The sequence below is a fragment of the Mangrovibacillus sp. Mu-81 genome, from assembly GCF_036867415.1.
Classification (GTDB): domain Bacteria; phylum Bacillota; class Bacilli; order Bacillales; family Bacillaceae_B; genus Rossellomorea.
Genome location: NZ_JBAJHU010000001.1, coordinates 623213 through 648647 on the forward strand (window position 1 = coordinate 623213; position 25435 = coordinate 648647).

General features: G+C 44.1%; 26 protein-coding genes. 15 read left to right on the forward strand and 11 right to left on the reverse strand.

The features are described 5' to 3' along the window. The 4 genes from V6B33_RS03155 to V6B33_RS03170 all read right to left on the reverse strand — a co-directional run bounded on the left by V6B33_RS03155 (window position 1) and on the right by V6B33_RS03170 (window position 5486). Window positions 1-1389, reverse strand: coding sequence for a hypothetical protein (locus tag V6B33_RS03155; RefSeq protein WP_334216270.1), 1389 nt, complete (start codon window positions 1387-1389; stop codon window positions 1-3). Window positions 1390-1478: 89 nt separating this feature from the next. Then, the gene (locus tag V6B33_RS03160; protein WP_334216271.1) at window positions 1479-2627 is read right to left on the reverse strand and encodes an iron-containing alcohol dehydrogenase; all 1149 of its coding nucleotides are present in this window, start codon (window positions 2625-2627) and stop codon (window positions 1479-1481) included. Between the two features lie 183 nt (window positions 2628-2810). After that, a complete protein-coding gene (locus V6B33_RS03165) occupies window positions 2811-4418 on the reverse strand; it encodes a sigma-54 interaction domain-containing protein (protein WP_334216272.1) in 1608 nt (535 codons plus the stop codon). Between the two features lie 105 nt (window positions 4419-4523). Continuing rightward, the gene (locus tag V6B33_RS03170; RefSeq protein ID WP_334216273.1) at window positions 4524-5486 is read right to left on the reverse strand and encodes a DUF4003 family protein; all 963 of its coding nucleotides are present in this window, start codon (window positions 5484-5486) and stop codon (window positions 4524-4526) included. 111 nt (window positions 5487-5597) lie between these two features. Between V6B33_RS03170 and V6B33_RS03175 the strand changes: the two genes are divergently transcribed. After that, a complete protein-coding gene (locus V6B33_RS03175; RefSeq protein WP_334216274.1) occupies window positions 5598-6476 on the forward strand; it encodes a DUF1835 domain-containing protein in 879 nt (292 codons plus the stop codon). 548 nt (window positions 6477-7024) lie between these two features. On the opposite strand, the gene V6B33_RS03180 is transcribed toward V6B33_RS03175, so the two are convergent. Then, window positions 7025-7351 (reverse strand): ArsR/SmtB family transcription factor, encoded by a 327-nt coding sequence (locus V6B33_RS03180; RefSeq protein WP_334216275.1) that lies wholly within the window; start codon window positions 7349-7351, stop codon window positions 7025-7027. Next, complete coding sequence (locus tag V6B33_RS03185) at window positions 7352-7783, reverse strand: SRPBCC family protein (protein WP_334216276.1); 432 nt, start codon at window positions 7781-7783, stop codon at window positions 7352-7354. Between the two features lie 227 nt (window positions 7784-8010). Between V6B33_RS03185 and V6B33_RS03190 the strand changes: the two genes are divergently transcribed. Next, window positions 8011-8865 carry an AraC family transcriptional regulator gene (locus tag V6B33_RS03190; protein ID WP_334216277.1) on the forward strand — a complete coding sequence of 285 codons (855 nt, stop codon included), beginning with the start codon at window positions 8011-8013 and terminating at the stop codon, window positions 8863-8865. A gap of 52 nt (window positions 8866-8917) precedes the next feature. On the opposite strand, the gene V6B33_RS03195 is transcribed toward V6B33_RS03190, so the two are convergent. Further along, on the reverse strand, window positions 8918-9466 hold the full coding sequence (locus V6B33_RS03195; RefSeq protein ID WP_334216278.1) for a 2'-5' RNA ligase family protein: 549 nt from the start codon (window positions 9464-9466) through the stop codon (window positions 8918-8920). 220 nt (window positions 9467-9686) lie between these two features. On the opposite strand from V6B33_RS03195, the gene V6B33_RS03200 reads away from it, so the two are divergent. The 9 genes from V6B33_RS03200 (at window position 9687) to V6B33_RS03240 (ending at window position 17821) form a co-directional block, all read left to right on the forward strand. Continuing rightward, complete coding sequence (locus V6B33_RS03200) at window positions 9687-10472, forward strand: helix-turn-helix domain-containing protein (RefSeq protein WP_334216279.1); 786 nt, start codon at window positions 9687-9689, stop codon at window positions 10470-10472. Between the two features lie 21 nt (window positions 10473-10493). Beyond that, window positions 10494-10928 carry an SRPBCC family protein gene (locus tag V6B33_RS03205; RefSeq protein WP_334216280.1) on the forward strand — a complete coding sequence of 145 codons (435 nt, stop codon included), beginning with the start codon at window positions 10494-10496 and terminating at the stop codon, window positions 10926-10928. Window positions 10929-11181: 253 nt separating this feature from the next. Next, window positions 11182-11907, forward strand: a complete 726-nt coding sequence (locus V6B33_RS03210) for a (Fe-S)-binding protein (RefSeq protein ID WP_334216281.1) — start codon at window positions 11182-11184, stop codon at window positions 11905-11907. A 1-nt stretch (window position 11908) separates the two neighbouring features. Continuing rightward, window positions 11909-13339: a LutB/LldF family L-lactate oxidation iron-sulfur protein gene (locus tag V6B33_RS03215; protein ID WP_334216282.1), complete on the forward strand. Its 1431-nt coding sequence runs from the start codon at window positions 11909-11911 to the stop codon at window positions 13337-13339. Beyond that, window positions 13336-14052 carry a LutC/YkgG family protein gene (locus V6B33_RS03220; protein ID WP_334216283.1) on the forward strand — a complete coding sequence of 239 codons (717 nt, stop codon included), beginning with the start codon at window positions 13336-13338 and terminating at the stop codon, window positions 14050-14052. Before V6B33_RS03215 ends, V6B33_RS03220 begins: the two co-directional genes overlap by 4 nt. 165 nt (window positions 14053-14217) lie before the next feature. Beyond that, window positions 14218-15069, forward strand: a complete 852-nt coding sequence (locus V6B33_RS03225) for a DMT family transporter (protein ID WP_334216424.1) — start codon at window positions 14218-14220, stop codon at window positions 15067-15069. 196 nt (window positions 15070-15265) lie between these two features. Beyond that, window positions 15266-15958, forward strand: a complete 693-nt coding sequence (locus tag V6B33_RS03230) for a sigma factor-like helix-turn-helix DNA-binding protein (protein ID WP_334216284.1) — start codon at window positions 15266-15268, stop codon at window positions 15956-15958. Window positions 15959-15977: 19 nt separating this feature from the next. After that, window positions 15978-16562, forward strand: coding sequence for an ATP-dependent Clp endopeptidase proteolytic subunit ClpP (gene clpP / locus V6B33_RS03235; RefSeq protein ID WP_334216285.1), 585 nt, complete (start codon window positions 15978-15980; stop codon window positions 16560-16562). A 194-nt stretch (window positions 16563-16756) separates the two neighbouring features. Next, window positions 16757-17821: a C45 family peptidase gene (locus V6B33_RS03240; protein ID WP_334216286.1), complete on the forward strand. Its 1065-nt coding sequence runs from the start codon at window positions 16757-16759 to the stop codon at window positions 17819-17821. A 60-nt stretch (window positions 17822-17881) separates the two neighbouring features. Here the strand turns inward: V6B33_RS03240 and V6B33_RS03245 are convergent, their stop codons facing one another. Next, window positions 17882-18556, reverse strand: coding sequence for an NAD(P)H-dependent oxidoreductase (locus V6B33_RS03245; RefSeq protein WP_334216287.1), 675 nt, complete (start codon window positions 18554-18556; stop codon window positions 17882-17884). A 154-nt stretch (window positions 18557-18710) separates the two neighbouring features. On the opposite strand from V6B33_RS03245, the gene V6B33_RS03250 reads away from it, so the two are divergent. Further along, window positions 18711-19001 (forward strand): hypothetical protein, encoded by a 291-nt coding sequence (locus tag V6B33_RS03250; RefSeq protein ID WP_334216288.1) that lies wholly within the window; start codon window positions 18711-18713, stop codon window positions 18999-19001. A gap of 56 nt (window positions 19002-19057) precedes the next feature. After that, window positions 19058-19666: a methyltransferase gene (locus V6B33_RS03255; protein WP_334216289.1), complete on the forward strand. Its 609-nt coding sequence runs from the start codon at window positions 19058-19060 to the stop codon at window positions 19664-19666. 74 nt (window positions 19667-19740) lie between these two features. Here the strand turns inward: V6B33_RS03255 and V6B33_RS03260 are convergent, their stop codons facing one another. Then, a complete protein-coding gene (locus tag V6B33_RS03260) occupies window positions 19741-20316 on the reverse strand; it encodes a biotin transporter BioY (RefSeq protein ID WP_334216290.1) in 576 nt (191 codons plus the stop codon). Between the two features lie 97 nt (window positions 20317-20413). On the opposite strand from V6B33_RS03260, the gene bioD reads away from it, so the two are divergent. Together bioD and bioA are read left to right on the forward strand one after the other, a co-directional pair. Continuing rightward, the gene (gene bioD, locus V6B33_RS03265; protein ID WP_334216291.1) at window positions 20414-21139 is read left to right on the forward strand and encodes a dethiobiotin synthase; all 726 of its coding nucleotides are present in this window, start codon (window positions 20414-20416) and stop codon (window positions 21137-21139) included. Further along, the gene (gene bioA / locus V6B33_RS03270; RefSeq protein ID WP_334216292.1) at window positions 21117-22484 is read left to right on the forward strand and encodes an adenosylmethionine--8-amino-7-oxononanoate transaminase; all 1368 of its coding nucleotides are present in this window, start codon (window positions 21117-21119) and stop codon (window positions 22482-22484) included. The genes bioD and bioA overlap by 23 nt, the downstream gene beginning before the upstream one ends. A 180-nt stretch (window positions 22485-22664) precedes the next feature. On the opposite strand, the gene V6B33_RS03275 is transcribed toward bioA, so the two are convergent. Both V6B33_RS03275 and glcD read right to left on the reverse strand, forming a co-directional pair. Then, a complete protein-coding gene (locus V6B33_RS03275; RefSeq protein WP_334216293.1) occupies window positions 22665-23990 on the reverse strand; it encodes a (Fe-S)-binding protein in 1326 nt (441 codons plus the stop codon). After that, window positions 23987-25399, reverse strand: coding sequence for a glycolate oxidase subunit GlcD (gene glcD, locus V6B33_RS03280; RefSeq protein WP_334216294.1), 1413 nt, complete (start codon window positions 25397-25399; stop codon window positions 23987-23989). The genes V6B33_RS03275 and glcD overlap by 4 nt, the downstream gene beginning before the upstream one ends. Window positions 25400-25435 lie beyond the last annotated feature (36 nt).

Sequence of the window (25435 nt, forward strand, 5' to 3'; positions counted from 1 at the left end):
TTATGAAATTCGCTTTATTTCATCTTTTTCTAAATCTTTCGTGAATATTTTATCATTTTCACCTTTGAAAAACTTCTTGCCATAGATGAGTACACAGAGAATGATTCCGACTGCAAAGCCCCAAGTTGCTCCTTTGGTGGCCAACACTGCCCCGATGATCCCTGCAATCCCAAGATCTCTATGACTGCGGGCTTCAAGGATACCTACACGGACACTTACGTAACCTTGGATTAATAGAGTAAGAGCCAGTGCAATTCCGAGAATCGGTTCTACTAAACTGACTATGGGAAGCAATAGAAGCCCTGTGTTCGTCCCCCATCGGAATGAACCAGACCCTCCAAAAAGAGAATGCATCGCTTTTTTTCCTTCTTTGAATCGTTCGATTACAACTACTTGCATGGCTGCCCATAAGGGACCTGACATCGTAACATCTGGACCGAGGATACTCATGATAGTATTTCGTCCGCCAAAAATCATATGAGCCCGGTTTGGATTATAGTCGATTTTTTCATCCCGGCGGAGATCATCAGCTTCTTCGATCAACGCCTTACTTTGAAGGACGTCACCAAATAAGACAATGTATGCTGCAAGTACTGTCGGCAGGGCACTCACAAATAACATGGCAGAGGGGAAACCTACTCCAAATACCGTATATTCACTCCAAAGAGTACTGAAATCTGGATTGATCAGGCCCCATTCAATCGTCGGCCAAGGTGCTTCTCCGAATAATGGAGCAATGATTACCGCTAAAATAATGATAGGGAAAATTCCGAGTTTCCCAATTAGCCCCCATAGGGAACTCTTATTTTTAAGTTGATTAAAATGCTGCGAGAAAATAATGTAAAATGCGATACCAACAGCTATTGAAATTGTCCACGGGAAACTTTCGAAACGGCCTCCAACCTGGAAAACAGAAATGACCGCAGCGAATCCTGCTCCCAGAATGACGCCGGATTTAATCGCAGGTGGAACAAATGACACCACTTTCTTTGCAAGGCCAGTCACCCCTAAGAAAATGGAGAAGAGGCCGAGTGTGAGCTGGAAGGCGATCAGTGCGTGCACCCGTTCTTCGCCTTCTGGAAACGTTGATACATAAGCCATGATTAAAGGTATGGCCGGTGTGATCCAGCCTGGAACAACCGGATCGCCAAGTAAATGATGGGTCAAATAGAGCAAACCATTCAATAACACGACGGCCAAAGCAACTTCAAATGGCATTCCCAACAGTTCAATCATCAATGGAATTGCAGCTAAGTCCACTGCACACAGAAGCAGCCCCTGTACATAGTCCGGCCACTCAAACTTATAATGGATAAATGGAAGTCTTAATTTGAATGGTCCTAATGGAATGTAAGGTGATTCCTCACCATGTTTACGATTTTTCCACATATAATATACCCCTTTTCATAAATAGATAAGACACTTTTTCAAACTTTGTTTGATAATTTTTCATCCCGTCCTTTATATGAAAATACAGATTAGTAGGCAGCCCGGTAAATTTGTTCGATTTCTTCCTGTGTGAGTTTACGAGGGTTATTGTTTAGCAGACGTTCAATCTTGCTTGCATCTCCTGCCATTTCCGGAATATCGCTTTCAGGAATGGAGAATGCTCTTAATCCAGAAGGAATATTCACTGAGCTGCACAATCGTTTCATTGCATGAACGGTTTGGTCTGCGGCATCGGCGTCCGATAAATGACTTACTTTTTCACCTAAAGCCAATCCGATATCCCGGAAACGCTTCATGCAGGCAATCTTATTCCATTCCATCACATAAGGAAGGAGGAGGGCATTGCTTACTCCGTGTGGAATATGGTAGCGTCCCCCGAGTGGATAGGCGAGGGCATGTACAGCGCCAACTCCGGCATTTCCAAAAGCCATTCCTGCCATCAAACTTGCAGTCGCCATGTTTTCGCGTGCTTCTAAATGGGACGGGCTGGCGTATGCTTTCGGGAGATTTTCAGCGATCATTTTAATTGCATATATAGCAAGGGCATCAGTAATTGGAGAGGCGTACACCGATATATAAGCTTCGATTGCATGGACAAGTGCATCAACTCCGCTTGCCGCCGTAACCGAAGGCGGCATCGTCAATGTCATCTCAGGTGCCACAATCGCAACATCGGGAAGCAGGTAATCACTGACGATGCCTTTTTTCAGCTGAGCTTCCTTATCAGAAAGAATTGAAATATTCGTTACTTCAGAGCCGGTTCCCGCTGTAGTGGGAAGAGCGATGATCGGTGCGCCTTTCTTCGGTACGAGGTCTGTCCCCACTAAATCCGTGAGCTTCCCATCAAAGCCTGCAAAAGCAGAAACACTCTTGGCGATATCGATGGCACTTCCTCCTCCGATAGCAATCAGTCCATCGTGAGCCCCTTCCTTGAACATGTTCGTACAATCATGGACCACCGAAAATTCTGGTTCAGGCTTTACTCCAGTAAATATCCCGCAAGTGAGCCCTTTCAGAAACGGGGTGATTTGATCGACGACACCTGCTTTCTGTAAAATTTCGTCTGTCACAATTAGTGGGTTTTTGATTTCCAGGCGCTGAATTTCTTTAGGTATCGCCTCTGTAGCGCCTTTCCCTGTGATGAGCTTGTTCGCAATTTTGAATGTGGATATGGTCATGATGATGAGCTCCTTTCTTATTTATAAACTCGTAGATAGCTTCTAGGAAAATACCCTTTGTGAAAGGTGATGCAAGTTTTGTGCCAACTTTCAGAAAAGTTAAACTAGAAGGTTATGTATGGTTGTGTTAGAAAATGGTGATTGGAAAACGAATCAAAAAAGGGGATTTGATTAAAAAAATAATCAAATCTCCCATTTTTTCATTTTCTGTACGATTGTGGATTGGCTGACTTGTAATACTTCCGCTGCTTTACGTGTTGTTTTATATTTCTTTAATGCTCTTGTTATTAAATTTCTCTCGACATGATCCAGCGCTTCTTTTAATGGAATGATCTCCATTTCATATATATAGTCATTTTTCTTGTTACTTGTTTCAGAGAGTTCATAAGGCAAATCCTCTGGATCTATTCTATCTATAGGGGAGGTGACCACTAAACGTTCAATGCAATTTTTTAATTCCCGGATATTTCCCGGCCATTTATATTCATGAAGGATGTTCAATGCTTCAATACTTAACGTCTTGGTCATTCCATATACTTTATTGAATTCCTCAAGGAATTGCTCTGCCATAGGGATGATTTCTTCTTGGCGATCTTGTAAAGAAGGAATTTCAATTGGTACTACATTTAACCGATAGTAAAGATCTTCCCTGAATTCTCCTACATTTACGAGATTTTTAATATTCTTGTGGGAAGCTGCGATAATTCTTACATTTATTTGTTTCAGTTTTGATGCCCCGATCGGGATGAAGGCCTGGTCCTCGATGACTTTGAGTAATTTCACTTGGAGCTCCAAAGGCAGATCCCCGATTTCATCCAGAAATAAGGTGCCATTATCAGCAATTTCCAATAGCCCTTTTTTACCTTTTGCCAGAGCTCCCGTGAATGCCCCGGGTTCATACCCGAATAGTTCAGCTTCAATCAAGCTTGAAGGAAGGGCACTGCAGTTAAGCTCCAAAAAGCTTCCTGAGGTACGGTTTGAGTGCTCATGAATATATTTTGCGACCATTGTTTTACCGACTCCGGTTTCACCTTGAAGGAGTACCTTTGCATCCGTTTTCGCCACTCGGTCAATGATTTCAAATGTCTTCTTCATTTTTTCACTATGATAGAATGATGACTGTGTTGAATCGCTCAAGAATGTTGCATTTGTACTTTGCCGTAAATTTTTCAATTCTTGAAATTCTTCAATTCGAAGCTTGAGTTTCAACAGCTCAGTAATATCCCTTACGCTGTTGATTACATAAAGAATCTCTTTTTTTTCATTGAAAATAGGTGTCCCGGATACTATTATGTTTCTGCCGTTATGAATGGTCTGCATCAATGTAACCGGCTTTTTTTCTTTGATTACTTGGATGGAAGCGGATTTTGAAATATAGCCTGCCTTAATAATTTCTTCCATATGATAACCGATCAGCTGCTCAGGTTTCAGGTTAGTAATCCGCTCATACGCTTTATTTATTTTTACCGTTATGCCTAAACCGTCTGTAATAAATACCCCGTCATAGAGGGAATTGATGATGTCTGTGAAAATATCATTCTCAAGCAGTTCACTATAATCATTCTTGATTCTTGACCGATTTTGAGAAGGCTGCTCGATGGCCGAAAGTTTATGAATGATTTCTCCTACTGATTGATGTAATTGTACCTCCTGGAACAACTCCTTCATATCATCCAGTGTCAAAATGCCAATCGTTTTACCTTCCTGATCGTGAATCTCCAAATACTCTTCTTCAGAACCAGAAAACAACTTTACGGCGCGTTCTAAATCATCTGAAACTCCAATCCGCATATTCTAAACCTCCAGCTGCAAAAACATGATATTTTAATTTATATTATCACATTTTAATGCATAGAGAGACAGCCCTTTAGTGTCATAAAGGGTTGTCCCAGTTAGTCATTCTCCGCTGCTGGTTGCTGCTGTTGCACCGGCTATTGCTGCAACTGATGCCGACTGCTGTGCTTGGATAAGCACCTCGATGGTGGTGGAAAGGTTCGTTTGCAGAAGAGAGGAGTTCTCGATTTGATCGCTGAGGTGCAGGGTAACGGCCATCATCAGATTTATGTCCTTCTGCCACCTGAACAATTTATCATTATTTAATTCCTCTCTGATTTCATTCACTTGTTCAACGTGTTCTTTTCCATTTTTCAATAAAGAAAGCATGGCGATCTGTGGATAAAACATCGATTTCGGCCGGATTCCTTCTTTCTTGAATGTATCAAATATTTCTGTGCAGCGAACCGCCAATTCATTTGAATCGACGTCATCCACAAGTGATAAAATATGACTCATCGTCTGCAAATCATTTCCTTTGTAAAAGCCGGACTCATTCAGCTTTTCATAATAAAGTTCCATCTTATGGATGAGCGCATCCGAGTCCCGGCTGCTCAGAGAAAGCAGCATAGCGAGGGGATAGTCGCTTTTCCCGGTCAAGAAAAAATGCTTTTTACGCATTTTTTTATACACATCCATTGCACGGGTTGCGGTCTCTTCTCTGCCTCCTTCTTCAATAATCAGCACCATCGCAGATATATATGTATACGCCCCCATTGAGAATCCTGCATCCACTAACGCTTTATAGGTCTCAATGAAGTCCGTGATTTTCTCTTCAGGATGCTGATATCGGGAGTATAGCATTGCGGCAAATATATAACGCTGGTGAGAATTAAGCGTGGTAAAAAAACCGACTTCCTTTTTGATATGGTCTGCCACTTCCTCAAGACGGACGCCGTCAAAGTCCTTATTATTCGTTACATAAAGCGATGCAATCATCATGAGGGAGCGAGTGTCCGTCACCTTCCAACTAAGACTCTTTTTTATAACTGCATAAATGTCTTTGTATGTCTCGATTTTATTCAAATTATCACGTCCTAATGTGAAGTTATTAAGTATACATACGTATGAAAATGTAGAAAAGTTTCGCCATATATAAGATTGTTTAAATATGGAAAAATAAGGGAGGAAGCGCAGATGATTCACCTTGTATTCAGCCAATCAGTTGGAGGCTGCTTGAAAATCACTCTAAGCAACATGGGGCTGAGGAATATTCATATAGTTCATGCGCTTTGGGATGTATTCTCTACCGGTCCGGTTAATGATTTGCACTGTGAAAGAGGCGTAAAAGAGCGGTTTCAGTGGAAACACAACAACCTCATCAACGAACGTAATCACTTTGAAGAAGGCGAAAAGAATTATGATCAAACGCTGGAGTTTCTGGACTCTATTCCCAGAGGGGAATCCATCACGATCTGGGCTGGTGAAAATGCGCATGAGCAAACGGGCTTGCGTTATGCCGCTGCCCTGTTGAAAGAGAAGGATCATGCTGTATTTGTCATCAATCCGACCATGAAGTACATAAAGCTGTTTAAGCAGCCAAAGCGATTCTATATTCCATATTACTCTGGAGAAATTCCTCCAGAGAAGTTGGAGGTAATTTATAACCATTCTAAAAATGACCCTCCGCTTACAGATTATGATTTAGATGACCTGAACCGCGAATGGAAGGAGCTTTCCGAGAGTAACCAAACATTACGTTTATGGAGGAATGGAAGGCTGAATGGGGCATCTGAAGACTACTATGATGAGTTTATCCTCGATATAGCCAAAGGAATACTGAACAAACATGAAAATGAGTATATCAAAGCGGGGAGAGTCATAGGAGAGGTTATCGGGCAGATCGATCAGACGATAGGTAATGAATTCATAGAGTCCCGATTACGTGTATTGATTGGAAAGGGAAATTGGAAGCGGATGGGACCTTCACCTCAATGCGTGACTATCATGTTCGTTTATTCACTTACTAATAAAGAAAAAAGGAAAGACTGGGACAAATGTGTTTTATCTGAATAAGAATCCGACCTTTAATTCAAATTCGAATTAGTTCGGATTTGAATTAAAGGTCCTGTTAAAGTTTGTTATTCATTTTAGCTAGTTCAAGCGGTTGATTGGAGTGCAAGACGCAGACTCCTGCGGGAAAAGTAGCTTATGTGAGACCTGTCCAGCTCCGGCGGCTAGAGGCTCGAGGTCATAAGACAAGCAAGCCAAAAAGGCAAAAAGCGCTTTCCGGCTTGCTTGTCTTATGCTTGTCGCCTCCGAGCAAGCCGCCTCCGCTTTTCTGATTGTCCAGCTCCGGGGTTTAGAGGCACATGTCATAAGTCGACTCGTCCAAGAAGGCAAAGAACACCTTCATGGCCGATTCGCCTTATGCCACACGCCTCTGAGCAAAGCCCCTCCGCTATTCTAACCCGCAGGAGCTTTTTGCGACGAGGAGGCTCACCGGCCGCCAGCGGAAAGCGGAGTCTTGCACGGAAATCAAAAACGGTGTTTAACAGTGACAAAAAGATTTAACTAGAGATTGTTCGTCTATAGTATATAGTACTTTAGTTTTGTCTCAGCCTCTATGATTCATCTTCCGCTTCTTCCACATAATATTTAAGCATCGAAAGTTTATTGTTCCAGAAGCGTTCGTAATAAGACAGCCATTCTCGTAATTCCGTGAGTGGTTCAGGATGTAGGCTGTAGATTTTTTCACGGCCGATTTTCTTCCCGCTGATCAATTCAGCTTCTGACAGGATGTGAAGATGTTTCGTGATGGCTGTCCTGCTGATCGTGAAGTGAGAGCAGATTTCAGAAATCGGCAGCTCTTTGTCAGCAAGTAATCTCATCACTTTTCGCCGAGTCGGGTCTGCAATAGCCTGAAAGACATCATGTTTCGCTGCTTCCACTTACTCCTCCACGACCTTACGGAGGCGGTCATTCACCAATCCGACCCATCCATTGTTCATGCGATCGCGAATGACTGATGCCTTCTCATTTGGTTTGGTAAGAATTTCATCAGATTCCTTCCATCCGGCATGCACCAGGGTGAATTCAGTTTTTCCGTCCAGATCCTTAAGGAAGAAGGACACTACCCATCCATCAGTATCCCAAGAAAAAGACAGCTTGTTCGGTTCATCGATTTCAAGCACTCTGCATGGCGAAGGGCCAAAGGGGGATTGAATATGGAATTCATGACCTGCTTTCGGTTGGAAATCATTCGGCATGAACCACTCTGCAATTCCTTCAGAAGTTGATACCGCGTCCCAAACCTTTTGGATGGGAGCGTTGAAGACGGCTGTCTGTTCGATATCCCTTACTTGTTTACGTTCGTTTGTCATCGTGTAACCCACTTTCCTTATTATATAACACCAAATGGTTTTACTTCAATAGGATATAACACCCTTTGGTTATATGTCAACGCTTATTAAAGGGGAAACACCCCGGTTTGAAGAATAATAGAAGGACAGGATGTTGTGGATTTCCAGCCTGTCACGTCAACGCACAAACAGACAGGAACCTGCAAACGAAAGTTGATAAACTTTTTTGTAGAAGGAGATGAATATGCATGGAGATCCTCCATAGGATGAATGATTGCATCAAGTATATTGAAGAGAATCTTCAGGATAAGATAGAACACGACCATTTGGCGCACATAGCCCTGAGTTCAAAATTTCACTTCCAGAGGATGTTTCATATCGTGACGGGTTTCACCGTAGCAGATTATATACGCAGGAGAAGGCTCACCCTTGCTGCACAGGAACTGATGAAACCAGACGTTAAAGTTATTGATGTGGCACTTCGATATGGTTACGAAACACCTGAATCTTTTTCAAAAGCATTCCGCAAAACCCATGGAGTATCTCCCTCTGCAGTCAGGAGGTCAGGGACGTCTCTTAAAGCATTCCCCCGCATCTCTTTTCAAATTCAATTAAAAGGGGAGAAAGAAATGGATTACAGAATTGTTGAGAAAGAATCGTTTCAAGTAGTCGGAACAGGGATCAGGGTGACAATGGCTGGAGGTCAAAACAAGAATGACATCACTCATTTCTGGAGTGAAGTGAACGGGAATGGAGTGACCCGACAAATATGCGAACAGACTGGCATGGATGAACTGATGGGCATGTGCATAGAGTTTGATCATCCTAATGAAACATTCACCTATTTCATTGGTGCGGAAAGTGATCACGACAGTGGGATTTTCGATTCGAAAAAGGTAGGAGCTGCTACATGGGCGGTATTCACATCTGTCGGTCCGATGCCCAATGCCATCCAACACGTCTGGCAGAAAGTATACTCGGAATGGTTTCCATCAACAGGCTACGAGCACGCGGGAGGTCCTGAGTTTGAACTGTATCCACCTGGGAATGTACTGGATGACGACTATCGATGTGAAGTATGGATTCCGATTAAGAAAAAATAAATCAACTGGAAAAAAGAAGCTTGGAGATACTTCCTCAAGCTTCTTCTCATATTCACTTCAGTTTTTTTGAATAAATGATCGGGGCTTCCATCGTGTTCCCGTCTTGCTCGACCAATTCAATCAATCCCACTTCCTCGATCCTTCCTTTTGTCTGCCCGATCCTGTCCACGCAATAATGAAATGCTTTCGATAACTGATCAGGTTCAAGATTGTTGGCAAGGGTAACGTGAGGAATCCATTGTCGGGGTTCATACAATTTATTTGCCTCCGTATTATAGGTACCAAAGTGTTTATGATGTTCCGTATGAAAGTCAAGAAGCTGCTCCGTGACAGTGGGGGACAGGAACAGCGTATTGTAATTCAAGAACGAACCTATATGATTAAACGTAATATCATAGCCTCGTTTATTATCATAAAAAGTCTCCATCTGCCGGATATAGTTTTTCTTGTCGAGCTCTTTATAACTTGCGAGTGTAAGGTGAGGTCTGCCATCCTGAACCTCATCTATGTAATAAGAGATCGACTCTTCACGTAATTCTTTCCATATATGTTTAATTAAGCGTTCAGTTTCGGTATCAAACAGTGCGATAACCCAGTACATATTGTAACCACCTTGTCATCGTATTGATGAATGGATTCATCATCTATGTATCTATTTACAAGTTACCCTAAAAAGGGAAGGATAAATCGGATTCCTATTAATTACGTTCAATTGAGGAAAGGTTTCAAAGAATCAACTTGACTGGTAAAAAGAATACATGTTACTATATAGTCACATATTACATGTGACCATTTGTTCACATGAGAGAGGATTTTCTTTTATGAATGAAGAGGAACTTTCAAGTCTGTTTAAAGCACTTGGTCATCCGATCAGACGAGCCATACTGGATATTCTTAAACAATCACCCAAAACAACGGGTGAACTGAATGAACATTTCCCCGACGTAACCAGATATGCCATCATGAAGCACTTAAACATTCTTGAAGAGGGGGATTTGGTGTTAATCAGACGGGAAGGGAAATACAGAAAAAACTATTTGAATGCCGTTCCGCTTCAGGAAATGCATCGCCGTTGGGTAGGAAAATATATGGAGGCGAACGCAAACTCATTGCTGAATTTGCGTACGATCGCCGAGAATAGAAAAGGAGAGGAAGACATGAATACAGAACAAAGCCGTGCTTTTATAATTGAACAGGAAATGATGATCAAGGCTACACGGGAAGAGGTTTTTCACGCATTGACAACAAAGGCAGAGGATTGGTGGGAATTCAGGCTGGCTCCAGAAGGTGAGAAATCGCAGTTTACTTTCGATCCGGCTCCTGGTGGTCAGTTTATTGAAAAATGGGGAGACAGCCAGGGAGCGGTCTGGGGAAATGTGTATTATGTCAACGCCCCCGAAGAAATCCGGATACATGGACATTTAGGTATGCAGGGAGCCGTCAACAGTTCTTATATCTATCGTCTGGAAGAAAAGAATGGTGAAACACTACTTTCGTTATCTCATTCAGCTTCAGGTATCATTCAGGAAGACTGGGAAGAGAAACATACAGAAGGATGGAAGTATCTTCTCGGCACGTGCTTGAAAAACTATATAGAAAAAAAGTAACTTTTTTTTGGAGGAAGGTTCATGGTTGATATTAAAACAGAGATAACTATTCAATGCCCGAGAGAAAAGGTGTCATCATACGCTTCAGATCCTGATCACGCTCCCGAATGGTACGTCAACATCGATTCAGCCGAGTGGCTGACGGACAAACCTTTATCTCTTGAATCTCAAATCGCTTTTAAAGCAGCGTTTTTGGGAAGAGAACTGGCTTATGTTTATAAGATAGAGGAGTATATCCCTGGTGAAAAACTGGTTATGAGAACAGCTAATGGGCCTTTCCCGATGAAAACAACCTATACGTGGGAAAAGCTTGAGGAAAATAGTACGAAGATGACGTTAAGAAACCAGGGAGAACCAAGTGGTTTCTCAAAAATATTCACCCCATTCATGTCTAAGCTCATGGAAAAAGCAAATCAGAAAGACTTAAAGAAAATAAAAGAGATACTCGAACAATAATGTATATTCAGTACTCCTTATCAAATTTTGATAAGGGGATTTTTTTTGAATAGTACTTAGTCGGAAATACGTAAAACGGTGTGAAAAGTCGAAAGAACATCATAATTACCATGAAGGACAAAGATAGCTCGAAAATTTGTTTTCGGAAAATTCAAATAACATTATTGAGATACATAGAAACTTTCATTATACTGGTACTTATACTTGATAAAGAATGATCATCCCATTCTATCAGAAGGAAAGGTGCACACTTATGAGAGTTTCCTTGTTTGTTACGTGTTTGGTCGATATCTTCCAGACGGATGTTGGAAAGGACACAGTTGAATTGCTTGAGAGGTTAGGGTGCGAGGTCGATTTTCGCGAAAAACAGACGTGCTGCGGTCAGCCCGCTTACAACAGTGGACATGCTGCAAAAGCGAAGGAATCAATGAAACATATGATCACCGTTTTTGAAGATTCTGATTATGTAGTAACCCCTTCCGGATCCTGTGCTGCGATGTTCAGGGAATATCCTCATGTCTTCAAAGGGGATCCGGTTTGGGAGGTACGTGCGGGGAGGCTGGCGGATAAAACCTTCGAACTCACCCAATTTATTGTGGAAGTATTGGGAGTGGAGAAGGTGGGGGCGAAGCTGGATGGTAAAGCTGCTTTTCATACATCCTGCCATATGACCCGTCTCCTCGGCGTGAAAGAAGCGCCTATGAAACTACTGCACCACGTTGACGGACTCGAAATGAAACCGCTTCCCCACAATTATCACTGCTGTGGATTCGGCGGGACGTTTTCCGTGAAAATGTCACAGATTTCAGAACAAATGGTAGATGAAAAGGTTCGCAGTATAGAAGAAGCGGAAGCCGACATCCTGATTGGAGCGGATTGCGGCTGCCTAATGAATATCGGAGGACGGGTCGAGCGCAAGGCAAAACCGATCAAGGTGATGCATATTGCCTCTGTCCTGAACAGCAGGGGGGAACAGTGATATGCCGATGAAGATCGGGGATAAACCGTTTAATGACCGGGTTTCACAAGGACTTGCAGATACCTTTATGCGCGGAGCCGTTTCATCTGCTCAGGGACGTTTCAGAAGCGGACGCATGAACGCCGCTGAAGAGCTCGGTAACTGGGAGGAATGGCGGAAACTGGGTGAAGAAATCCGGACACACACGATTGAGAATCTTGATTATTATCTTGAATTGTTGAGTGAAAATGTGGCCAAGCGTGGCGGGCATGTTTTTTTTGCAGAGACGGCGGAGGAAGCGAATGAATACATTACTGATGTGGTGAAAAAGAAAAAAGGCAAAAAAGTCGTCAAGTCGAAATCAATGGTGACGGAAGAAATCAATCTCAACGAAGCGCTGGAGAAAGCGGGAAGCGAAGTAATCGAGACAGATCTCGGGGAATGGATCCTGCAAGTGGACGATCATGATCCCCCGTCACATATCGTCGGACCTGCCCTTCACAAAAATAAAGAGCAGATCCGCGATGTATTCAAGAAGAAGCTCGGCTATGACAAGACAGAGAAGCCGGAGGAGCTTGCCTTGTTTGCAAGGGAAACATTGAGGAAGGAATTCCTTCAGGCGGATATCGGCATCACGGGCTGTAATTTCGCGATAGCAGAATCCGGTACAATAACCCTTGTCACGAATGAAGGGAACGCCAGGATGTCAACGACGATCCCGAAAACACAGATCACCGTGATGGGCATGGAACGCATTGCTCCGACCTGGGAGGAAATGGAGGTACTAGTCAGCCTGTTGACCCGGGCTGCGGTAGGACAGAAGCTTTCCAGCTATGTGACGGCATTGACCGGGCCCAGACAAGCAGGGGATGCAGATGGACCGGAAGAGTTTCATCTCGTGATCGTCGATAACGGCCGCTCCAAAATACTGGGTACTGAATTTCAATCCATCCTTCATTGTATCCGGTGTGCCGCATGCATAAATGAGTGCCCTGTATACCGTCATGTAGGAGGTCATTCCTACGGATCGATCTATCCAGGTCCGGTGGGTGCAGTGTTATCCCCGCTGCTGGGGGGCTACGATGAATATAAGGAACTTCCATTTGCTTCGACGTTGTGTGCAGCCTGCACGGAAGCATGCCCTGTCAAAATCCCGCTGCATGAGCATCTGCTTCGTCACCGTCAGATCATCGTAGAGCGTGAAGGGAAGGCGCCTGTCTTTGAAAATTTGTCAATGAAAGCATTCAGTATGGGTACCGCTTCACCAGCGATGTACAATATCGGTTCGAGGCTTGCCCCGTCATCGATGGCTGCCTTCACGAAAGACGGCAGGATATCAAAAGGTCCTGGCCCGTTGAAGAGTTGGACGGACATCCGTGAATTTCCTGCACCGAAAAAAGAACGATTCAGGGACTGGTATAAAAAGAGAAGCAGAGAAGGTGGACAGAAATGAGCATTGGACAAATTCATAACCGAAGCTCTTTTTTAAATAATCTGGCAGGTAATTTCGGCCGTGAACGCCGTGAACAGGTAGTGAAACCTGTATGGAAGCGTAACCCGCAATGGGATGTGTATAAAGGATTTTCGCAAGATGAGTTGGTTGAAGTACTGAAAAAACAATGCTTCCTCATTCACACAGAAGTCCATGAAACCGTAACTGCTGAACTTTCAACACTGATCCCTCATTTGATTAATGAGTACGGAGGGAAAACGGTTGTCACATGGGACGACCCCAGGTTTGAGGAATTCGGGCTGGGCGGTCTTACGGATGAATTGAAGGATGTTGGAATTGATATGCGCAAGTGGGATGGGGATGAACGGGAAGAAAGTCTGGCATACTCTGCAGCAGCGGATATTGGGATCACATTCAGCGATGCAGCTCTTGCAGAATCGGGCACAGTGGTGTTATACAGCGGCAAAGGAAAAGGACGTGCAGTGAGCCTGCTCCCTGCCGTCTATATTGCGATCATCCCGAAAAGCACGATTGTCCCCCGTATCACGCAGGTCGCAAAGGATATCCATAACAAGACTGCAGACGGCGAACTTGTAGCCTCTTGTGTGAACTTCATCTCGGGTCCAAGTAATTCAGCGGACATAGAAATGAATTTGATCGTTGGGGTTCATGGACCAGTCAAGGCAACGTATATCATTGTAGATGATAAATAAAGCGTCTTTCCCTTTTCATATGAGGAGGGGAAGGCTTTTTTTATATGCAATGAGAAGGAGTATGATCACCTCTTGGTCCCCATACAAACAGATTTTTTGACCTTGTTCCCATATTTGTTAAACTAAGAAGGTTGGAAAATGAAATATCATTTATCGGAGGAAACCATGACAAATCGAAATAAAGGCATTTTTCTTTTACTATTATCCGCCTTCGGGTTTTCGATGATGGCAGCGCTAGTAAAGCTTTCCGGGGACGTACCGACGATTCAGAAGACGTTCTTCAGGAACTTTGTATCAGCCATCATCGCCTTCGGGTTTGTTAAATATCATGGGGAGCGGCTGTTTGGTAAAAAGGAAAACCAGAAGCTTCTTCTTCTGCGCTCCAGTCTTGGTGCTGCCGGAATCGTATTGTTTTTCTATGCAATCGATCACCTCGTACTGTCTGACGCAGATATGCTGAATAAGCTCAGTCCATTTTTAACCATCATTTTTGCATCGATCTTCTTAAAAGAAAGAGCGAGAACCTTTCAAATCACGGCCATCATCATCGCGTTCATCGGGACACTGTTTATTATTAAACCTGCCTTCTCCTATGAGACGATCCCTTATGTTGCAGGTCTACTTTCCGCCGTATTTGCGGCAGGTGCCTATACAGTGCTCAGGGTATTGGGAACGAAGGAAAAATTTTACACTGTCGTATTTTATTTTTCCTTTTTCACCACGGTGATCCTGCTGCCATTTGTGCTCGCTTTCTACGAGCCGATGAGCGTAAAGCAATGGGTTTACCTGCTGGGGGCAGGATTCTTTGCAACCATCGGTCAATTTGGCATCACCATTGCCTATAAATTTGCCCCGGCAAAAGAGATCTCGATCTTCTTTTACTCAACTGTGGTTTACTCCGCTCTCATCAGCATCTTCCTGTTCGGGCAGATCCCTGACATATGGAGCATCATCGGTTACATCATCATTTTCGGTGCATCACTCTACATGTTCCTGAAAAACAACAAAGAAGCATAATTCAACGGCCCGTCCCGCACTGCTTTAAAGCAGCATGGGGCGGGCTTTTGTTTTTCTGGATAACTTTTATGAAGGGATAGACTATAATAGAAAAAAGATTAATTTATGAGAGACTTAATAAAATTTTCGTTTGCCGGTATCTTTTTCTATTCGAAAGACGTTATTAGCGTGAGAGGATATAAAGGAGTGAAGGAATATGTTTCGTGAGTCTGTGAGGAAAGAAAATGAAATGGAGTCGCAGGGGTTGAGTGAGTTAGTGGAAAAGCTGCAGCATTACTGTTTATTTCTTACCAAGAATAAATGGGACGGGGAAGATTTATGTCAGGAATCCATCTGCAGGGCACTCAAACATTACCCTGATCAAGGAAAGTGGAGCGCTGCGCTATTGAAGAAAATGGCTTATCATGCATGGATTGATAAAATCCGCAAACAAAGTAAAGAAATGCTCGGCAATGTGCCCGATCACCCTGTGGAACAAAGGGGCGAAAGGGTTGACGGGACTTTGGAAAAACTGACAAAAAATCTGACACCAAAGCAGCTCATCACACTCGTTCTGAAAGAAGCCTTTCAATACAAAATCTCTGAAATCGCCGCACTCTTAAACATGACGGATACAGCCGTGAAAGCACTCCTCAGAAGGACGAGAGCCAGACTTGAAAACCTTTCTGAACATGATGAAACAATCTCCAATCAGGAGTATTGGGAAGAACATCTTCAGGTAGACATCCTGACCATTCTGCAGGACAGCATAAACTCACAGGATCCGTCTCGATTAATCGAAGGCCTCCCGGTATGGATTTCCACTCATTCCGTACCGAAGCTGGTTGCAATGCCTTCCATTACAAGAAGTTCTTCCACTCCTTCAAGCGTCCTCTCAATGGCAGCATAAGCTTTAAGGAGGAATGAAAATGAGTACCATCCCTTATGTTATCGAGCAGTCAAGTAAAGGCGAGCGTTCCTATGATATTTACTCAAGATTGTTAAAAGACCGTATCATCATGGTGAGTGATGAAATAAATGATCACATGGCCAACAGCATCGTTGCCCAGCTGTTATTTCTGGCAGCGGACGATCCTGAGAAAGACATCTCACTTTATATAAACAGTCCAGGAGGCTCAACATCGGCAGGCTTTGCCATCTTTGATACAATGGAATATATCAGCCCGGATGTCCGCACAATCTGCACGGGTATGGCTGCATCCTTTGGCGCGATGCTATTACTTGCAGGTGCCAAAGGAAAAAGATTCGCACTTCCCAACAGTGAAATCATGATTCACCAGCCGCTCGGAGGAGCACGGGGGCAGGCGACAGATCTCGAAATATCGGCAAAAAGAATATTGAAGCTGAGAGAGCATATTAATGAGATCATTTCGGAAAAAACAGGGAAGTCTTTAGAGAAAGTCGCCCTCGATACAGATCGAGATTATTTCATGAGTGCCCATGAAGCGAAGGAATATGGGATTATCGATGAAATCATTGAAAAAAAGAAATAGAATGAATTTATGAATTTATTCAGGGACAGGTGACTGTTCCTTTTTTTAATGGTTGCATCTAAAGGTATATCAATCATGAAGGTGCCTTGCTCGAAACTCAGTATTTGAATCAGGCACAATTTCATATTCTTTATTTATCCCTAACAATCCATTATTCTTAATAAGAAAAAAACTGATATAAATGAGGGACCAAAGTGAAAACGATACATAGCGACATCATTCAATTCAGAGGGAATCATTATGAATTCGGATATATGCAGGGAGAACGAATCAAGGATTCCATTACGGTAAAGAATCGAGACAATCAATGGAAGGTGAGGAAGCCGCGATTTTCAATAGAAGTGGAAGAAACGAAATCAATCATTACAAGGTTTGCCCCGGGTATCTGGGATGAACTTCTCGGATTGCAGGATGTACTTGGGTGGCCGATCGAGAAGGTGCTGAAGGAATTCGGCGGTTACAGGGTCGATTATGTTCGTTCCGGGTGTTCGATTCTTACGGGTGAGAATTATTTAATCCGGAATTATGATTATCATCCCAAGACGTACGAAGGGCGCTATGTTTTCTACCAGCCGACGGATACAGGATACGCGATGATCGGACCAAGTCAAAGGGTTACTGGACGGATGGACGGCATGAATGAGAAGGGACTCGCTGTCGGATACAATTTCATGCATCGGAAGAATCCAGGGGATGGATTCATCTGCTGCATGATTGGCAGGCTTGTACTTGAGGCGGCTGCTTCGGTAGAGGAAGCAGTGGATCTACTGAAGGAAATCCCCCATCGGCATTCGTTCAGTTATGTCGTGTATGATAAGACCAGCCGGACCTTCATCGTTGAAACCTCTCCCCGCGGGGTTAAGGTAAGGCAATCAAACACCTGTACTAATCACTTTGAAATCATGAAAGAGGAAAATAGAAATCACCTGGTTGATTCAAAGCGAAGATTGGCGGTGATGGAAAAAGAAAAAGGGAGGAACCCAGGCATTGTAGACGCTTTCCGTCTCATGAACGACAGTAATCGAGGCGTCTTCTCAGATCTTTATGGCAGTTGGGCAGGCACGATTCATACATCCGCTTATCTTCCTAAAGAAATGAAAGCCTGGTTTGCCTTGGGAGGGGATCGGGACCCTGTCATATTTGATTTCGCAAAATGGCTGAGGGGGATAGATGTTTCACATGATCGGCTTACAGGTGAAGTGGATACAGATATCCCATTTGTCCATATGGATGAAGGAGCGGATTGGTTTAAAAGGTAGTCCCTTAAGTAAATGACATAAAAAAGGGAATCTGCTTCGCAGCAAGATTCCTTTTTTTACTCAAACAAACTTCACAACATCCTCAAAAGATCTGCGTGTTTTTGGTGCAGGATCGTTTACCCGGTATCCGAATGCACACATGACTGAGATGCTGAAATGACCGTCATCAAGCAGGCCTTCTTCACCTAACAGAGTATTCATTTTCTCGATATCGAATCCTTCGATCGGACAGGAGTCCACCCCGATTTGAGCGGCTGCCGTCATCATGTTGCCAAGCGCGAGGTACGTCTGCTTGCCAGCCCAGTCGAGGAGAGGACGCTCACCGTTCAAAAGGTCAAAGTCAACTTTTTGGAACTGCTCAATTTTCTCGAGGTATTTACTCATATGATCTTCCGGCATGCCTTTGACATTTTTAAAGTGATCGAGAAGATAGGCAGAATCATACTCTGTATCCAGTCTCGTGCGTGCCAGTAAGATGACAAAATGGCTTGCTTCGGGCAGCTTTCCGTATGCTCCCCATGCTGTGTTTTTTATTTTTTCACGAAGGCCGGGTTCTTGAATGACAAGGAATCTCCAAGGCTCGAAGCCAAAGGAACTCGGCGATAAGCGTCCGGTTTCCATGATGAATTGAAAATCATCATCCTCTACTTTTTTATTCGGATCAAATTGCTTTGTGGCATGCCTGAATTTATAAGCATCCAGTATTTCCTGCTTAAGTGCTTCTTTATCCCGCATTTGTACATTCGCTCCTCACTTGAAATAATAGTCTCTCTTAAAATATCATAAGTTGTTTGAGGATTCACATTATTTGATTGGTAGACGATTCTTGAAACCATATTCTGGTTGTTTCGTATAATATGGTAATACAATGGAAGGAGAGATGCTCATCATGGAAATCATCTTGGCCATCCCGGTCGTTATCGGCATGTTCCTCTTATTTAATTTTCTCATGGGTTATGAGAAAGGGAATATTCAAATCGATTTTGATGAACGTTATTTTAAGGGGAAGGAATATATCGGAGCAATCAAGGCAGAACTTGAAAAAGAAGGCAAAGAAGTTCACTATCAAGGTAACGGACGTTTTATCATAGACGGCAAAGAATACCTCTTCATTGAACGGAACGTTACCATGGGCGGAGTACCTATGCAGCGGACCATCCTTAAACCGATCAAAAAGTAAGACCATTCCCTCACTGCGTTAAATAACTAAAGACGGGGCCGAGACAGGAGATCGATATGAAAGAACTCAATTTCGATGAATTGTTAAATATAAAAACGGGTAAGGACCAAGTGGGGATGCCGCGATCGATTCACTACCATCGGTACGAACCGACCCCATACAGCGCCCTGCAAGATCTTTTTCAATCATACGAGTTAAAAAGCAGCGACCGAGTCGTTGATTTTGGCAGCGGGAAAGGCAGGCTCAATTTCTTTATTCATTATTTATTTCAATCGACGGTAATCGGTATCGAAATGAATGAACAATTTTATCAGCAAGCCGTTGAAAACCGGGATAGCTATTTGAAAAAGAAAAAAGGCAGAAGAAGCTCAATCGAATTTCATTGCTGCCTGGCCGAAGAGTATGAAATCCATCCCGCCGACAATGTCTTCTATTTCTTTAATCCGTTTTCAGTCCAAATTTTCATGAAAATCATCAATAATATCCTGTTCTCTTTAGAATTCTCTCCCCGTGACATTGAAATTGTGTTGTACTACAGTTCAGATGATTATGTTCATTATCTTGAGAATCACCCATTGTTCGAACTGAAGAAGGAGATCAATCTTTCCGGGGAGTACGAGCATAATGTATATGAACGGTTTTTGGTATATGGGCTGGTTTATTGACTCAGCAGCTGATGTAAGAGACAAAATCAGTTGCTGAGTTTTTATTTTGTGTTCTTCTTAAAAATCCGTAAGCCCTATTTAGATACGTACTGCGGTTTAACAGACGGAACGGCTTTATATAACCGCTGTAAGAGCACCATTGAAACAGCCGTGACCCCAAGATCCAGAGGAAGGTAGGCTGCCATCCATCCCCAAGCGACTGTGTAACTGAAATCACTCGGTGCCTCAGCCCAGAATGATAGAGCTGCATACATGAAATTCGTACCGATTATGTAATTCAACGCTATGGCCAGGATTCCCGCAGCAGCATATCCAGTCAAGGTGCGATTTCTTTCAAGCACCATTCCTACTCCAAATGCTACAGCGATGAAAGAAAGCACAAATCCGAATGTGGGACTCAATAAGCTTGAAGGGCCGCCTTTGAACTGTGCAAAGACTGGAGTCCCAACCAGTCCGAGAGTCAAATAGACCGTCATCGCTTTAGCGCCTGTCCTGCTCCCGAGCATCCCTCCTGCCAGAATGGAAAACATCAATTGAAGCGTGACGGGAACCCCGCCGATCATCAGAAACGGTGAAACATTCGCCCCGACAGCCATCAACGAGGCAAAAAGACCGCATAAGACAATTTCTTTCGTTTTACTCATGTTCATATCATCCTCTCAAAAAATATGTGGTATGATACATATTATTAAATATGTTAACTAAAATGTAAATATAGTTAACATAAATAAAAAGGGGGAAGATTTTTTGAGTGGTTTTTTCATAACAGGAACTGACACTGAGATTGGCAAGACGATGATCACTGCCGTGTTAACCCGTTATTTTCTGGACAAGGGAGTCGATGTTTTTCCTTATAAACCTGTACAAAGCGGGGCCGAGTGGGGAGGAGACAGGCTGGTTGCACCGGATACCGTATTTTATGAACGATTGGCGAAACGGCGATTTGGGGACGAAACCAATACATATTTGCTAAAAACACCAAGCTCTCCTCATTTGGCTGCGGCGATGGAAGGAAAAAAGATCGAGGCTCAGCCTATCATCAATCAAACTCAGAAACTTTTAAACTCACATGAGCTTGTTTTCGTCGAAGGAGCAGGCGGGTTGATCGTCCCTTTGAATGAGGGAGAAACCATGATTGACCTGATCGAACACCTGAGGCTGCCGGTCATTTTGGTAGCGAGGGCAGGGCTTGGAACGATCAATCACACGGTTCTGTCGGTAATGGCACTGAAGCAGAGAAACATAAATATCGCAGGTATCATCCTTAACCGGATAACACCTGATGAATTGCCTGAAATCGAAGAAGACAATAAGAGGATGCTGGAGAAATTATCTGGCGTTCCTATCGTGGGCACCTTCCCATACATAAAAGAAGATGAAATGGAAGAACTGGCTTTAGGAAAGGTTCTTGAAAAATGGGACATCAATGTTTTAGAGGAGGCGATGCAGCATGAATCCAGAGAAGCTTATTGAAAAAAGCAGTCAGTATCTATGGCTGCCATTTACACAAATGAAAGATTATGATGCTGATCCGCTAGTAATCGAAAGTGGAGAGGGCGTATATCTCCGTGACATATACGGAAACGAATATCTTGATGCCTATTCTTCTCTTTGGCTGAACGTTCATGGACATCGAAATGAGGAAATCAATAGTGCGATCAAAGAACAGCTGGATAAAATCGCTCATTCCACTTTGCTCGGTGCGTCCAACATTCCATCGATTTTATTAGCAGAAAAACTGATTGATCTCTCTCCTGAAAAACTGAAACGGGTATTCTATTCAGACAGCGGTGCAACTTCGGTCGAAATCGCAATCAAAATGGCCTATCAATATTGGCAGAATATCGGAAGGCCGGACAAGCAGAAATTCATCACGCTCAAAAATGCCTATCATGGCGATACTGTCGGAGCAATTAGTGTGGGGAAAGTGGATATCTTCCACCGTGTCTACAAGTCTCTCATGTTCCACACTCTGGTCGCTCCATTCCCTGATGTCTATCATCATCCTGAACTGACTGATGAAGATGAAATACGCGACCAGGCTCTTCAAGAACTGGAGTTGATTTTGGAAGAACATCACCATGAAATTGCAGGGATGACTGTTGAATCCCTTATTCAGGGAGCCGGTGGAATGAACATTATGCCAAAGGGCTATTTCAAAGGGGTGGAGCAGCTGTGCAAAAAATACAATGTCCTTCTGATCGTCGACGAAGTGGCGACCGGATTTGGCAGGACCGGAAAAATGTTCGCAGTCGAGCATGAAGACGTTCAGCCGGATATCATGATGGTTGCGAAAGGGATTACAGGCGGGTACCTGCCGATAGCAGCGACCCTGACAACGGAAGAAATCTATAAAGCCTTTTACGATGACTATACGTCATTAAAAACTTTCTTCCACGGCCATTCGTACACAGGGAACCAGCTTGGATGCGCGGCTGCGCTTGCCAACCTTGAAATCTATGAAAGAGAACGCATAATCGAGCAAACTCAAGAAAAAACAACGATTATTCAAAATCTGCTCGAGCCGTTAAAGAGTCATCCCCACGTAAGGAATATACGTCAGCTTGGGATGATTTGCGGCATCGAATTGGTTGCAGACAAAGACTCGAAAAAACCTTTCCTTTGGGAAGATAGAGTCGGATACCAGACCACCCTCAAAATGAGGGAGCTCGGCATGCTGACACGTCCGATAGGAGATACAATCGTCTTCATGCCGCCACTCGCAGCAAACGAAGAGGAGCTGAAAAAAATGGTCGATATCATGAATGAAGCAATTGAGGCCACCACAAAAGAATATGCAGAGGAAAAAGCACTTTGATCCTTTAGTGTAGTGAGCGACGGGCCTTTGGATTTTGGTAATTTTTGAGGTGTACCAGGTACAAAAAAGTTGTAATGTACCAGGTACAGCTTTCCTCACTTATCTAGTGTGCCAGGCACCACCATCCAACCAAGCCCTTACTCCTCACAGAAAAGGACCACCCTAAAAGGGCAGTCCTCCTCATTCCTCCACAGCTTCAAGCAAAAAGTCCACAATATGAACCGCCCGCATTTTATGAGACAGGCCTTCTCTTTCGATCCCAAGCTTCATTTGCAGCAGGCATCCTGGATTCGCTGTGACAATTGTTACGGCATGTGTTGCTTCTGCATTCTCCATCTTATGATCCAGTATCTTCATGGACATTTCCGATTCGACGATATTATAGATGCCTGCCGAGCCGCAGCAATGGTCGGCTTGTTTCATTTCCTTATATTCCGCACCCTCAATTGATTGGAGGAGGAGCCGGGGTTCCATGAATGTCCTCTGCACATTTCGGAGGTGGCATGAATCCTGATACGTAATGCGCTGTGCATCCGTACGAAGGTTCTTTTTTTTATGAAACTCCAATTCTACTAAAATAGAGGAGATGTCTTTAATCTTATTTTTAAACCGGATAGCGCGTTCTTTCCACTCAGGCTCATCCTTCAGCAAGTGGTCATAGTCCACAAGAAACGCTCCGCAGCCCCCAGCATTGGTGATGATGTAGTCGACATCAGAGTCTTCAAAAGCTGCGATATTCTTCTTGGCCAGATCTTTGGCTGAAGCTTTTTCCCCGCTGTGACCATGCAAGGCACCGCAGCATGTCTGCTGCTCAGGGATTACAATGTCGCAGCCTGCCAGCTGCAAAAGTTTCGTGGTCGCATTGTTCGTTTCCAAAAACATCGTATCCATCAAACAACCTGAAAAGAAAGCGACTTTTTTTCTGGCTACCCCGATGGAGAACAAAGCGTTCGGCCGGTTCTTCATGTCTTTCAATCTTGGAACCTGTGGCAGCACTCTTTCCATGGTCGCCATACTGTCAGGGAACAGTTTCATCACACCGGAGGCATGGGCGGCCTTTTGCAACCCGGAACGCTGATAGATACCAAGAAGCGAAGTAAGCATCCTCATTCTTCCCGGATGAGGGAAGAACCCTTCGAATACCGTCTTTCTCAGTACGCGGACTGGAAGGGAATGTTTCTTATTCTGATTGATGATGTCCCGGGCTTCTTCTAATAAATGTCCATAGTTCACACCTGAGGGACATACTGGCTCGCATGCCCGGCAGCCGAGACAAAGATCAAGTGAACGCTCCACGTCTTCATCCGGTTCGATTACACCGTCCACAACCGCCTTCATCAAAGCGATCCTGCCGCGTGGTGAGTGAGATTCTTTAAATCCCGATTCGATATAAGTGGGACAGGATGGAAGGCAGAATCCGCATCTCATGCAGTTCAGCAGCTCATCCTGATCCATCCGTTCCTGGAATTCGTGCTTGATCTGCTGTCTTTCTTTGGTTGTTGTCATCTTGAAATCACCACTCGTTTTCTTGATTCTTTAGCAAATACTTTATTCGGGTTCATGATGTTGTTTGGATCGAACGACCGCTTGATCATTTTCATCGCACCGATTCCCTCGGGACCCAACTTCCACTCCAGATAAGGTGCCTTCATCATTCCGACTCCGTGCTCACCAGTAATCGTTCCGCCGAGATCAATGGCATGTGCAAAGATTTCTTCAAAAGCCGCCTCTACCCGTTCCATTTCTTCATGGTCCCTGGCATCCGTTGCCACTGTCGGATGCAGATTCCCGTCGCCAGCATGGCCGAAAGTACAGATCTTCAACTCATATCGATCCGCAATCTCGTTGATGGCTTTTACCATCTTGGCGATTTCAGAGCGGGGGACCGTGGCATCTTCTAATATGGTCGTCGGCTTCAGGCGGGCAAGTGCAGACAAGGCAGACCGGCGCGCCGTACGGAGTGCCTCGGCTTCCACATCAGTCGCGGCCAATTGGACGGACACCGCCTGGTTTTCCAGACAAACCTCTTCCATCCGTTTCATATCGCGCGCAACCACTTCGGCGGGACCGTCTTGTTCAATCAAAAGAACGGCTTTCACATCAACCGGCAAGCCGATTTTTGCAAAATCCTCCACAACTTCTAATGTTGGCTGATCCAAAAACTCAAGAGTGGCGGGGATGATCCTGTTTGAAATAATACTTGAAACAGTTTGAGCAGCAGCTTCAATATCCTGATAAAGAGCGAGCATCGTCTGCTTTGTTTCAGGAATGGGAACGAGCTTCAGCGTCGCTTCCGTAATGACACAAAGGGTTCCTTCCGACCCGACAAAAAGGCGGGTCAGGTCATATCCGGCCACGTCTTTCGCGAGTTTCCCGCCGGTCCGCACGATATCCCCGTTTGGAAGTACAGCTTCCAAAGCGAGGACGTAATCCCGGGTGACGCCATATTTCAGTCCTCTCAAACCGCCGGAATTCTCATTAATATTGCCGCCGATCGTTGATATTTTCATTGAACTTGGATCGGGAGGATAGAATAGACCCCGGGCTTCGACTTCATGTATCAAATCCAGTGTCACCACCCCCGGCTGGACGGTGGCCGTCAAATTTTCTTCATCGACTTCCAAGATGCTGTTCATATGAGTGAAAAGCAGGACGAGTCCGCCTTCAGTCGGGCATGTCCCCGCACACAGATTGGTACCGGAACCTCTGGGCACGATGGGTACACCGTGCTCATTGCAAAGTTTCACAATTTCAGAAACTTCCTCAGTCGAGCGGGGGACGATGACACCGTCGGGCATCGATTGGAAATTTGGGGTTGCATCATAGGAATAGACGAGTTTTTCTGCTGAGCTGTCTCTATAGTTTTCTTCACCGACTATGTCAGTGAACCTTTTTTTAAGGGAGGGTGTGATCAATTACATTACCACCTTTTATAATGATTTTTCATAGAT